The organism is Bartonella sp. CL100XZDX, assembly GCF_042195375.1.
Classification (GTDB): domain Bacteria; phylum Pseudomonadota; class Alphaproteobacteria; order Rhizobiales; family Rhizobiaceae; genus Bartonella.
On record NZ_JBHIOH010000066.1, the window covers coordinates 59,621 to 73,214 of the forward strand.

Consider the following 13,594-nt stretch of genomic DNA (forward strand, 5'->3'; position numbering starts at 1 on the left):
ACGCTAAAGTTTTAACCACTAAAACAGAACGTCCACGATACATTCCCTGTTCCACATCGATAGAAGACGATGCAAGGGAACCTCAACATTCATCTTAAAGCGAAAATGCACGCCCCAAGCATGCATTGATCGATGAAATAAAAGAAGTTCACCACTGGAAAAGAAAGAAAACGCTAAAGTTTTAACCACTAAAACAGAACGTCCACGATACATCCCCTGTTCCACATCGATAGAAGACGATGCAAGAGAACCTCAACCTTCATCTTAAAGCGAAAATGCACGCCCCAAGCGTGCATTGATCGATGCAATAAAAGAAGTTCACCACTGGAAAAGAAAAAAAACGCTAAAGTTTTAACCTCTAAAACAGAACGCTCACGATACATTCCCTGTTCCACATCGATAGAAGACGATGCAAGAGAACCTCAACATTCATCTTAAAGCGAAAATGCACGCCCCAAGCATGCATTGATCGATGAAATAAAAGAAGTTCACCACTGGAAAAGAAAGAAAACGCTCAGTCTTTAACCACTAAAACGGAACGCCCACGATACATTCCCGTTTTCAAATCAATGTGATGAGGACGACGTAATTCACCAGAATTTTTATCTTCGATATAAGTCGGCGCCTTCAGAGCATCAGCCGAACGGCGCATGCCCCTCTTCGCTGGAGAGGTTTTTCGTTTAGGTACAGCCATAAAAAGACACTCCAAATCCATTAAAACAGAAAAAGCAATGTCAAAAATGACAATGCTTCATTTAAAAACACCATAAAATTTTAAGATATTATACACTGATAAAAAAGAAGAGGCAATGTCAAAATGATCCTCCTCTTACTAAAAATGAGCTTCTTGTTATCAAAAATGGTGTCACAATAATCAAAGGAATATCAAAAACACTGCAAAATTTGAGAATTTTATACACCAATGAAAGCTTTTTTATAAGATCTTCATTCAATTTTTATTTGGTTTAAAAAGGGATTTGCGCATACAGTAGAGATACGGATAAAAAGAGAAGTTGATTTTTAATAAAAAACGACGCCAATTTATGAAAACAAGAAAAAGCGACAACCTTTCTCTTTAAACTTCATAATTTCATTTTTGTAAAAACAAAGGAAGCAAGAATGCACGAATTTACCACCCTTCTTGCAAAACATAGAGACACCGTTGAAAAGCGGCTTGATACCCTGTTAAGTGATCAAATCCAAAATGGTGAAATTTCACGCCCTAAAAACTTAATCAAAGCCATGCGTTATGGTGTGCTGAACGGTGGAAAACGCTTGCGTCCTTTTCTTGTAATTCAAAGTGCTGCACTTTTTGATGTCCCTGTAGAACATTCTCTTGATATTGCATGTGCCTTAGAATGTATCCATTGTTATTCGCTCATTCATGATGATCTTCCCGCTATGGATAACGATATACTCCGGCGTGGAAAACCCACTGTCCATGTAGCATTTGATGAAGCAACAGCAATTCTAGCAGGCAATGCCCTCTTAACATTTGCCTTTGAAATTATTGCTCATAAAGCTAGTATTTTATCTACAGATATTAGAATCAAGCTGATCACGTCTCTTGCACAATCGGCAGGGCTTGGCGGTATGTTAGGTGGACAAATGCTGGACCTTGAAGCTGAAAAAAGACCGCAAGAAAGTACTGACATCATCACTCTACAACACATGAAAACAGCAGCCCTGATAAGCTTTGCTTGCCAAGCAGGTGCCATCATTGGCAATGCATCTAAAGAATTAACTGAAAAGCTTACTGATTTTGGTACCTATCTTGGTTTAGCCTTTCAATTAACCGATGACCTTCTTGATGTCACCGCCAACACGCAAACCCTAGGAAAAACGGCTGGGAAAGATGAAACGGCACAAAAAGCCACTTTTGTTCATCTTTACGGCATTAAAGAAACCCAAAAAAAGCGAGATACACTCATCAGTAAAGCAGAAGCATTCTTACATCCTTTTGGCGCTAAAGCACTCCCCCTCCAACAAGCAGCACACTTTAGTGCAATACGCCAAAATTAAACTTCATCCGCCATATTGTACATAGTGTACACCATCATATTTATTGAATGCATAATAGACTTTTCAAAGAAACGTTACCATTAATCTCCATTATAGTCCTTATCATGAAATGGGTGCGACAAATCTTAAGAAGAATTTCATTAAAACAAGCCGCGTGAATTTATAACACAAGTGCATTCTGGGTATCCTATTTTGCATGAAAAATGCCTTCCATTAAAGAATGAAAGAAAATAGGAAAACTGCTCCATTACCATTCCTTAATAAGCATATAATCCAGCACAATCATTTTCTTTATCAGCGTCCAATCTTGTCAGCAACTCTTGGCACAATATTCATGAGAAGCATTTTTATTTCTTTTTTAATGATTGTTATGCCACGCCCACTTATAATGTACAAGCAGATGACTTTGATTGCTTCAACATACATAGATTTGAAATAAGAATAACGGATAACATTCTTCTTTCCCATTCAACATGCAAAAACAATGATGCGCCTTAATAAATAAAAGCCTTGATCCACTATAAACCCCATGAAACACACGTGAAATACGTTACTATTTTCACTGAGATTTCTTTAGGGCTCCTTCTAAAAAAAACATTGCCAACAGATAAACCAATAAATAGATACCCAAAATATAAACGAGAGAGAAAAAGCCAAATATATTGACCATATACGCACTCATGTAAAAAAATACCAATAAGCTAAATCTCCCAACGGTTGACAAGAAAGATTCATATGTAGCCCTGAAATGATCACTAATACTATCATGCAAAACAACTTCTACACGAAGATATGTATACTTAATTAAGTAAAAAATCATACAAACTAAAATAACAGCAATTTCTTTTTTTGGCTCAAAGAAAACCATTGTAAAAATCAGTGAACCCAAAAGAAACAGCAATAAAATAAAATTCACTCTTTCACTTAGTTTTGTAAAGAGAAAACTAGCCAAGAGCTGAGAGAGCAATATCAATGAAAATGTCACACCAAGGTCAAAATAAGTGACATTAATATTATGATCTTTAAATATCCACTGCCAATACTGCGAGAATATATTGAAAAAGATCAGTGAAAAATAAAAGCATAAAGAGATATAAGGAACTTTAATAAAAATAGACAACATCTCTTTAGCATCATAAATGAGAGAATTCGCTTTATTTGGTTGTTTTTCTCCTTTCAGGTCATCAAGAAAAAACAAACCAAATAGTGTTGTCATCAACATTAAAAACGCCGCGATATACCATATATATTGGCTAGAATAATCAGCAAAATATGCGCCAATTAAACTGAATATAAACATGCCGATGTAATTATATTGAGAGCTAGAACCAAGCACTTTTTTAGTCGATGTCAATTTTGCTTTTGCATATTGAACAAGTAAAGCATTATAGGCGCCAGCAATCAATGTCAGCGATAAGGCATTAAAAGATTCTGCCAAAAGAAAACCATAAAAGCTTGTAGAAAATCCCATGAGACATAGCCATGTAGCAGCAAAAGCCGCTGCCAAAACGATAGATATTTTATAACTTTTTCTATCGGCAAAATATCCCAGAGGAATATCTGTAACCATCATAATAAAAGCCTGAAACGACTTAATGATCCCGATATCAATAAGAGTTAGTCCTTTTTCAAGCATATAAAAGACAATAAAGGCACCTGTTAAAATTCTTATACCGTTAAATAAAAAGCCAAACGCTAATATATTTGTCATCTATTCCCCAATAACGCCAAAAAAGGGCACCATATACATCATTTATATAAAGATAAAAACTTACATTTTACGACAAATAGGGCAATAACCGCTATAAGGATCTTCAGTCCTATCAATTTTATAGCTGGAAAAATTAATAAATAATGTTTTTTCTATAATTTGACATTTGTCAAAATCCGTTAAATATTTTACTGCCTCAAGAGCAGCCAAAGAACCAGCAACCGCATTATACGGATCTATCAAAGTATTCATATAGTTTTGCTTAATAGTCTTAACAAACTCAAACTCATTAACATCCTTCATATGATTCTGATTCACACATGCATAACATCTTGTTTTACCTGGAATAATCAACGGGCCAACAATAGCATTTACCGTGGCCGAAGCAGCATATAACAGCGCGCCACCCATATTAAAAGCAGCTTCGTTCATTAAATGGAAAAAAGCTGGCCTTGGATTATCTGCTGCGCATATAACAAGATCAGCTCTTTCGAATAGACGGCATGCCTTTTCTATATTATCTATTTTTTCATCATAGAACTCATATTGAGTCGAAGGACTAATATATGGAGCTTTATCTCTAGCAACATCAACCTTTTTTTACCTAAGTCACTATAATTATAGAGTATCTGTCTAGATAAATTTGATTCTTCGACAATATCAAAATCATAGCTTTTAATATGTCCTGCCCCCATAGCAGATAATGTATAAAAAACGTAGCTTCCACATCCACCCAAACCAACTATAGTTATCTTAGCATCTTTCAATTTGGAGTTAGCTAAAAGGGCATTGTCAAAACTACCTGATACATGCTTGAATAAGTTAATTTGCCTATCAAATCTATTATACTCGCTCTCACTAAGCCCAGCTTTTCTAATAGAATCCTCCTTTGAAAAGGGGGGTTCTATTATTCTATTATCAAGCATATATTTTGCTAAATACAAAAAATCTTCGCTTTCTGCAGTATCTAGGTTACATTTCAATATTATATCACCTATGGTATTCTCTGCATCAAAACACGCCAAAGCCTTTATAACATTCGGTGACGTACCACTCATATCAAGAGCTATAACATTTTGCAGATCCGCCCCTATCAAAACCTCATCACCTTCTTGCCTCGCTGATATGGTATACGAATAAACATACTTGTTTTTATATAGCAAATTCATTTTCAAATCTCCCCCTAGCAAGCTGAAGATCTACATGACTCAACAAATCGTGCAAATCACTTGTGTTATCAAAATTAAAATTATCGAAACAAAATTTACGCCCATGATACTCTTCAAGATATTTTATATGTAGCCTTATAGCATTCATTTTTTCATCTATTGAGAGCTCACCTAAGCGTACATGATGAAATCTACGAAAAAATGCTGCATCCCCTTGAATATGTGCTAATTCTGCAGAAGTTGTCGCTATCATTAACTTTAAATTCTGTTCCAGCATAAAAGGTTTGAATAAATCCATGGCACCGATACCTCCATCACTTCTGGTATTAGCGATTGAATGCCCTTCATCAATAAAAAGGGCGACATTCTCATATGGAGACACAGTTTCTATTAAAGTTCCGATTTTTCGTTCAAACTCCCCCCGTAATCCCGTATCAGATATCACGCTTCCTAAATTAACCTCTAGTATGACATATCCATTCAACATAGGCTTAAACTGATTAAGCCTAAAAGCTAACTCACGCACAAAAGAAGTCTTTCCACATCCAGCAGGACCAGAAATAACAATACTTTTCTTATAAGCGCAAAACAAAGAAACCATCGCTGTTCTTATCATTTCTTCGCGACCAATATACGGAGATCTCTTTCCTAAACCAAGGACATTCAAATTGACTCTACTTTCTCTCATATCGCGAGCCAATAATAGCGCCTCTTCATTTTGTAAATACATATCACCCCCAACCGTAAATAGAAGGGGTCATACAACCCCTTCCAATATTTTCAATTATGATAATGCAGAATCGCAAATCAAAGATTTTACTTTAGCAGATGTAGAAGAATAAGACTTGATCTTCGTTCCTAGTACCACGTTACTATTTGATTCTACTTTCATTTTAACCTCCTCGTTTAAAATAATATTCGGAAGAATAATCTCTCCCTATTTTAAATTTTCATTTATATTTAATTATGTCAATTAATAATTTGGAATAACTTATTCCGTTACAAAATCGCTCAAGCCATATTTTTTATAGCGTCTCAAGTCTGTAATATTTGTTCGAAATGGATTTTTATTTTTCGAAGATAAGTACTTCCAACCATCTGCGCAGTTTATGATTTTTTGTACTTTTATGAACTTGCATAGAAGGCTGTTATAGCAATACAAAGCTTTTTTGAGGTATTGAAGTATTTGAAAAAAAGTACAGGACCCCACGATCTGCAAGCAATAAAGCTTTTGTAAAAAAATTAAACAATAAAATTTTGAAAAGAGTTCAAATTATCCTATTAATTGGGAAAAATTCTAACAGCACTATCCAGCTTTTTATGGAAACCCATAAAATTGCTGGAAATAATGTCACGTTTAGTTTTCTATTGGATCTGTTTTAAGACAGTATTATCAAGGAGAAATGCTTGAAAACAGTGAGGAAGCACCTCAATTTATGAACAATCATCTTGTTCTCAACATGCAACCACAATGAGGACTGAATATTGATTTACAAGCAAAAGAACAACCTTTAATGAAGAAAAAATGCACTCCAAGAATTTATTTCAACCTTGCCCAAAGCGTGTATGAATATAATCACTCAAAAGCGCTTCAAATTCTTCAGCAATGTGATCACCCCGCAAAGTTTTTACCTTTTGTCCCTCAATAAAAACAGGTGCCGCAGGGCTTTCCCCCACTCCAGGCAAAGAGATTCCAATATCTGCATGTTTTGACTCCCCCGGTCCATTGACGATACATCCCATCACGGCAACCTTCAAACTTTCAACGCCAGGGTATTTTTCACGCCAAATAGGCATATTTTTATATAAATCTGCTTCAATTTTTTGTGCCAATTGTTGAAAGACCGTTGAGGTTGTACGCCCACAACCAGGACAAGCCGCAACCACAGGCAAAAATTGTCGAAAACCCATTACTTGCAAAAGTTCTTGCCCCACCTTTACTTCTCGTGTTCGATCACCACCAGGTTTTGGTGTTAAGGAAATTCGTATTGTATCGCCAATCCCTTGCTGTAATAAAATGCCCAAAGCCACCGAAGAAGCAACAACGCCCTTTGTTCCCATCCCAGCTTCCGTTAATCCCAAATGAAGAGCATAATCACAACGCGCCGCCAAAGTGGTATAAACAGCAATAAGATCTTGGACGTCACTTACTTTAGCAGAAAGGATAATTTTATCACGTCCCAACCCCATATCTTCAGCGCAAAGAGCCGATTGCAGAGCAGACTGCACAACAGTTTCCCGCATCACTTCAGCAACCGATAAAGGATTTTCTTGCTGTGCATTTTCATTCATAAGCCGTGTTAACAATGCATTATCAAGAGAACCCCAATTCACGCCAATGCGAATAGGTTTATGATACCGACAAGCAATCTCAATAATTTCTGCAAATTGACGATCTTTTTTTGCGCCAAAACCAACATTTCCAGGATTGATGCGATATTTTGCAAGCGCCTCAGCACACGCAGGATGCTCAGATAAAAGCTTATGACCAATATAATGAAAATCCCCAACCAATGGTACAAAAAATCCTAACCTCTCCAATCGCTCCCGTATTTTTGGTACAGCAGCCGCCGCTTCATCGCGATCAACAGTAATTCGAACCAATTGTGAACCAGCTTGCCAAAGAGCAGCCACTTGAGCAACAGTTGCATCAACATCAGCGGTATCTGTATTGGTCATTGACTGTACAACTATCGGGCTCTGCCCCCCAATGATCACATCACCAACAGCAACACCAACAGATCGACGACGCTCAAGTGGTTTAGATAAAAAATAGGTCGTATTCATCAAGTCCTCAAATTTTTAAAACCTGCGCTATCAATCATTACTTACATTGACTTCCTCCGCGCTTCAAAGGACGAAAATTACACCGCCCACCAATCTTAACAGATTGCTCTCAAAAGGTTCTACCTACTAACACTGATGCAATTCAACTCATAGGTGGATTCATTCTATAGACGCACCGGATAAGTTCTACTACTTCTGTTCAAGTTTATACTTCTACACTTGGTTGATTCAAAAAGAAACTGAAACCAAACAGAGACAATACTGTATTTTTAAGTTGCATGCCGATACCTTACATCAACGTCATCACAAAACAGTGTTTTACAACACAACAGATAACGCCTAACAAAACACCATTTTTAAAATGCATGAAAGACATCGCCAAATTAATCCAACATATTGATTTATAATAATCTATTTTTTACAAATTTGAATGCTAAACCCAAATATCGTAAGATTTCCTCATTTTAAATCTTCTTAATTGAATCAATCAATACCACTCCCTACAGCCACAAGAGAATATGTAGATAAAAACTCCTTATAAACTATTTCAAGTGCCAAAAGATATCCCAACACTTTAAACAAACAAAAAAATGAAGACATCGCCCACCATCTTTATGATGAATCTTACACCATCTTGTAAAAATTTTTACCTTACATCCTTAACAAAAACCATCATGAAAAGAACTCGGACACATTAAAAAATGCCTCATTAAACTCAAACTCTTAATTTTCATCTCACCCACGCGCGGCATTATCAATGCAACTTTTCAATTTTCAAGCCGTTATAGCAAAACCCCAAACACAATTCCAACTGTCACGCAACAATTTAACACATGAAGGAGTCAATAAATGTGTCTATTTTCACCCCATAGAAAAAATGCTAAAATTAAAAAACGTATAGCACAATTAAAAAGAGAGCTGGTCCCCGTAAATCATTGGAGTTTTCAAAATGATAGCTTTGAAAACATTTCTGAGCTGTTTAACACATGGAAACAAAAAGGCCGTCACGCACTTTATCACCTCAACGAACATGCTACAGAATTAAAGAAAAAAGCGAAAGAAAATCCTAAAAAAACCCTCGCATTAGCAGCAGGAATTGTTTTAGTAAGCTTCTTGCTAATCCGTAAACATTAATAACACAATCAATAACCTTCCCTTTTAATGCCCGATTCAAAGCGGGCATTTTTATGGTTTACAAAATATAAACTTTACGTCTTTCTCCTAACTTTACGCCCTCTCCCAAAAGGATAAGTTTTCCAGCCATCCAGCCAGTCTATAATCCAGCTTTTGTCTATCGGAAACCTATCAACGCATGCGATTCACATCACCACCCCTCAAAGGAAAACATTTCTAAAGGCAACAAACAAGCCCTACAACGAATGTGCTCCCCACACAAACACTTAACGCATCAAAAAGACGCTTGATACCACACCTAAAATGAGGATATTCACGGGACAATAAGATAACAACTCAAATATTCAATCCAAAACTTCCCCCAATTTCCCAGCCTTCCCAAAACTTCATTGTGTATATAGACTAAAAATAAAGAATTAATACTGGAAAAGCTTACACTTTTACTCTATACGCCCCCGATTGTCATTTTAATTGAGGAAAGGGGAGGATATTTTGATATTGAAAACCCACACTCCTCTCACTACTAGGTATTTTTTATAAAAAATACCTTTAGACAAAAGAAATGTTTCTCAACAACAATCATTGCATTTTCCTTTGAATTTCACACGAACGTATTTGCAATAATTCTTCTATTTTTTTCCAACTCATTTTGCCAAAATATAGAACAGATTAAACAAGAAAAACAACAGCTTGCACATTTTAAAAATCCACTCGATGAAATAAAAAAACGACATGGTTTCTTAAATAAAACATCCGCAGCTCTTCAAAGAACATTCAAAAAGCAAAAGAGTCATGGCCTCCATCGCTCTAATTTTAGTCACTTTCAAAAATTGACAGGTATCAGCAGCAGCAAAAATACTGAAAAGAGGAAAGAAAAATTCTTATACTAAAGAGCCATTAAAAAACGCAAAATCAAAAGCCGCAGTTGATATTTTTGATGAACAAAAAGCCAAAACACAACATAGAACAAGCTATTTACGAAAAAGCGCGTGAAAAACAAAAAAAACCATAAAACAGCTTATTGATCAACTTAAAAGTCCTAAAGATACTGATCAAATTCAGCCCATTCAAACACTCTACGCAGCCCTACAGATTCACGAATACGAGTTCTACAAATGAAAGCCTCGGCAATAACCCAACAAGGAAAAGAAGAATGTGAAGCGAAAGAATTTAGAAAACGACACAAAGATTATACCCAACCACTCTATAGTCATTAAACTAAAAAAAATTGTGAAAACGTACGAGTAGCTGATCATGAACTTGCCATAGAACGTCAGAAAAAAGCTGAAGAGGAAAACCATAAACGTAGAGAAGAATGGGAAAAAGCAAAAAGAAGAGGAAGCTAAACGAAAAGCCGAATATGAAAATGGGAAGCTGAAGCTGAAAAACGGAGAGCTGAAAGTGAAGTTAGAGGACGAGCTAAACTTTAAGAATTACAGTGAACATAACAAGAGAATATTCGTAAAATGTTTGGAACTGAAAAACAAAAAGAAAACGAAGGCACATTGACCTAGATAGATAACGATTTAGTCCCTTACAAAGACAAATAGACAACACCATTACACATCTTTCATCGGCTATATCTGCTCCGGTAACTACATTTTATACGCTCTATAGTGTGTCCCCATAAAGTACAATATTATGTATAAGCGTTTTTTAGCTAGATTATTGCGACAGTTTTCAAACTTAGCATCATTGTTATACACACAATACAGATTGATAATAACAACACATCTATCAGAGATAGATTTTTCAATGATCTGCCTCACATCATGCAAATATCACATAAAGAGTACACTCAGATAAAAAGAAGAGCCTCCTTTCCACACCTCAAAAGATGATGTTGCTAGAAACGACAGGCAAAGCTTCCAATACTCCATCCCCCCTACTGAGTTATTTCAAAAGAAATGGAAGTAAGTAAAGATGCATGCGCTTTAATATTCTAAGGCACATTATTTTACATCATGAAATAGAATAATAAGAAGCTTAAGAGCTTTAAAAGATGTAGTATAGCAAACCAAACGAAATCTTCTAACGTGAATATCCATTTGCTATAAGTAAATGACGCAAAAATTAAACTGAAAAAACCCAAAATTTTATCCTCCAGAATCGACTCGCTGCGAAGTATCTACATAGGTAACCACGGACATGCCAGGAATGAGTTTTTCAATCCCTTCCTGTCCAGGATCTAAAGCAATCCGTACTGAAATACGTTGCGCAATTTTGATAAAATTACCAATTGTCGTATCCGTTTTTAACAATGAAAACTCTGAGCCTGTAGCAGGTGCAAAACGAACCACACGCCCTGTTAACTTTTTGTTGTTCAATGCATCAACAGAAAAAACAACCGGTTGCCCCACACGCATCTGAGAAAGTTGCGTTTCCTTATAATTAGCAATAATCCAAATATCATCAGAAATAACAGAGACCAATTGTGTCCCCGGCATAACATATTGCCCTACCCGCGCTCCAACTAATCCAATATAGCCTGTTCGAGGAGATAAAATCTTTGTATGATCGAGATTAAGTTTTGCCAACTCAACACTCACCTTCGCTCCAGAAATTTCTGACTGTAAACTTTGCCGTTCAAGATCCAATTGTTTTTGCAATTGGCGTTTTGTTTCGAGAGCTGTCAAGAGTTGTGAAAGAGGACGAGAAACAGAACTTGCCGCATCACCAAAACCTAACTTTTTACTATCTGGAACAACATTTGAAAATGCTCGTGAACGCGCCAACTCCACCTCTGCTGTATTAATCTCGCCCTGCAAAAGCTGTGCTTGTAATTCAATACTTGCCAGTTTTGCATTTTTTGAATCGAGAACAGCCTGTGCCCGTGCAAGCTGCTGGCGAAAAAGAGAATCATCGAGCTCAAAGAGCAGCATTCCCTTTTCAACGCGTTGATAATCTTGCACATAAATCCGTGCAATCACCCCAGAGATCTGTGAACTAACCAGAGTAACATTGCCCTTAATGGAAGCATTATCGGTTATTTGAATGTTACTCACAAAAGGAGGAAGTCTCCAAGCCCACAAAATCAGCAAAACACCCGTAATACCCGATAGGAATGCAACAATCGTAGCTTTTGACCGTAATGTTTTTATCATTTTTTTGCACCCCTCTTTCTATGACATTACTCTACTTTTCTAATGCGCGCAAAGAGCATGACTTAACAATCATTGTGACAAGAAAAATAACAAATACAACCATTGAAATATAAAAATAAAGCCGAAAAACGTCATCATAAGCAAAAATATTTGCTGTTAACTTAAATTTCTCTATCAACATAGAAGTACCTTGCTCACTTCTCAAGCCATTGGGAACAGAAATACCATAAGAAGGCGAAAATAAAGTATTCATCTCACCAGAAATAAGTGGATCAGTAATAATAATATTTTGTGTTAAGGACTCAAAGTTCTTATGGGCAAAATAAAACTGTAGGCTGCCAAAAAAAGCCGACCCCATCAATCCCCCTGTCACTTGCGTTAACAAAAAAACAGCAATAAAACTTAAAACGTAACGCGGTCCTCGCTCACCAGCGATCACAAATCCTTTGAAAAGAGCAGGAGGCAAAAAAAGTGCATAACTAAAACTCACCAACCCTTGGCTCAACATCATATCTTTCGGGCGCGTTAAATAGTTTACATGACTGTCTAAATAAGCTCCCAACGCCAAACAACCTAAAGATAACAAATAAAAATAATCCTCACGCCCCGCCCGTAAAAAAAAGACACAAACAGCCCCCCCTAACAGAATCCCTAATGTCACCGCAAGATACATGGGCGCCATCTCACGATTGAGCAAACCAAAAAGATTAAAAAACCCTACGGGCAAATTTGACCGCTCCAATAAAAAAACATGAAAGATCAATAAAATAAAAACAGATTGGATCATTTCTTTACTGAAAATCCAACGCAAATCAATCAACGGTTTTTCTCTATTAAGCTCAATAATAATAGCAATAGCCAACGATAAAATAGCAAGTGCGAGCCCCCAACCAATCCATGGTGCTTCATACCACCAATACAATATGCCAACAGACATGATCACAGCATTTAATCCAAGACCAAGAGCAATCAAACCATAGCTTATCCAATCTAATTTTTGAATAACCTTACTACGCACAACAGGAGTAAGAGGCAAAGTATAGATACAGACCAAGCTGATAAGAACCAACCCCATTTCCAGAGCGGAAAGACTGGAAAAACCACCATTTTCCAGCAAATCAGGAGAAATCAAACGTGATAAAGGTGCCGCTAAAGCCGCATTCATATAATTCAAACTAAGACCAATAGTAAACTTCTTTGCTGGAGCAAAAGCCTCCATCATATAAAGCAGCGCAAGCGAAGCCAAAGGAGCAGCAGCAATCCCAGCAAAAAAGCGAATAATCAATGCAGAACGCAAATCCGTAACAAAGAGCTGCAACACGCAAACCAAAACAAAGCCAAGAATTGATAATTCAGCAAAAGCGCGTAGCCCAAATTGATAGCGGATTTTGATCAACATAATCGCTACACTCACATTTGGCGCCATATAGGCCGCTACCAGCCATGTCGTCTCGGCCAAAGTTGCATGAAAATCACCCGTAAGATGGACAATATTAGACTGAACAATATTAGCCCCTAAACCATAAGCCCATTGCAAAATAAGAGAAGCCAAAATATAAACAAAGCACTTTGGCAAAGGTCCCGCAAAGACACGACCAGGACGAGGAAAGGGTTTTGCGCTCCTTTTAGCAGACACAACCGTACTCTTTTTTCCGCTCATGTCACCT

General features: G+C 36.8%; 9 protein-coding genes and 1 pseudogene. 2 read left to right on the forward strand and 8 right to left on the reverse strand.

The window, feature by feature from the left end; all coding sequences use genetic code 11:
- Positions 1-18 precede the first annotated feature (18 nt).
- Together ACFILU_RS07525 and rpmF are read right to left on the reverse strand one after the other, a co-directional pair.
- Positions 19-213: a hypothetical protein gene (locus ACFILU_RS07525; protein WP_375675451.1), complete on the reverse strand. Its 195-nt coding sequence runs from the start codon at positions 211-213 to the stop codon at positions 19-21.
- Positions 214-514: 301 nt separating this feature from the next.
- On the reverse strand, positions 515-694 hold the full coding sequence (gene rpmF, locus ACFILU_RS07530) for a 50S ribosomal protein L32 (protein WP_005774555.1): 180 nt from the start codon (positions 692-694) through the stop codon (positions 515-517).
- Between the two features lie 425 nt (positions 695-1,119).
- On the opposite strand from rpmF, the gene ACFILU_RS07535 reads away from it, so the two are divergent.
- Positions 1,120-2,022 carry a polyprenyl synthetase family protein gene (locus ACFILU_RS07535; protein ID WP_375675452.1) on the forward strand — a complete coding sequence of 301 codons (903 nt, stop codon included), beginning with the start codon at positions 1,120-1,122 and terminating at the stop codon, positions 2,020-2,022.
- A 559-nt stretch (positions 2,023-2,581) separates the two neighbouring features.
- On the opposite strand, the gene ACFILU_RS07540 is transcribed toward ACFILU_RS07535, so the two are convergent.
- The 4 genes and pseudogenes from ACFILU_RS07540 to ispG form a co-directional block, all read right to left on the reverse strand.
- On the reverse strand, positions 2,582-3,733 hold the full coding sequence (locus ACFILU_RS07540) for an MFS transporter (RefSeq protein ID WP_375675454.1): 1,152 nt from the start codon (positions 3,731-3,733) through the stop codon (positions 2,582-2,584).
- 60 nt (positions 3,734-3,793) lie between these two features.
- Positions 3,794-4,902, reverse strand: a pseudogene (locus tag ACFILU_RS07545) (HesA/MoeB/ThiF family protein).
- On the reverse strand, positions 4,886-5,632 hold the full coding sequence (locus ACFILU_RS07550; protein ID WP_375675455.1) for an AAA family ATPase: 747 nt from the start codon (positions 5,630-5,632) through the stop codon (positions 4,886-4,888). Before ACFILU_RS07550 ends, ACFILU_RS07545 begins: the two are co-directional and overlap by 17 nt.
- Positions 5,633-6,447: 815 nt before the next feature.
- Complete coding sequence (gene ispG, locus ACFILU_RS07555) at positions 6,448-7,689, reverse strand: flavodoxin-dependent (E)-4-hydroxy-3-methylbut-2-enyl-diphosphate synthase (RefSeq protein WP_375675456.1); 1,242 nt, start codon at positions 7,687-7,689, stop codon at positions 6,448-6,450.
- Between the two features lie 849 nt (positions 7,690-8,538).
- Between ispG and ACFILU_RS07560 the strand changes: the two genes are divergently transcribed.
- A complete protein-coding gene (locus ACFILU_RS07560; protein ID WP_273790507.1) occupies positions 8,539-8,823 on the forward strand; it encodes a hypothetical protein in 285 nt (94 codons plus the stop codon).
- A 2,096-nt stretch (positions 8,824-10,919) separates the two neighbouring features.
- On the opposite strand, the gene ACFILU_RS07565 is transcribed toward ACFILU_RS07560, so the two are convergent.
- Positions 10,920-11,927, reverse strand: coding sequence for an HlyD family secretion protein (locus tag ACFILU_RS07565; protein ID WP_273790508.1), 1,008 nt, complete (start codon positions 11,925-11,927; stop codon positions 10,920-10,922).
- A gap of 31 nt (positions 11,928-11,958) precedes the next feature.
- Positions 11,959-13,587 carry an MFS transporter gene (locus tag ACFILU_RS07570; RefSeq protein WP_375675457.1) on the reverse strand — a complete coding sequence of 543 codons (1,629 nt, stop codon included), beginning with the start codon at positions 13,585-13,587 and terminating at the stop codon, positions 11,959-11,961.
- Positions 13,588-13,594: the final 7 nt, after the last annotated feature.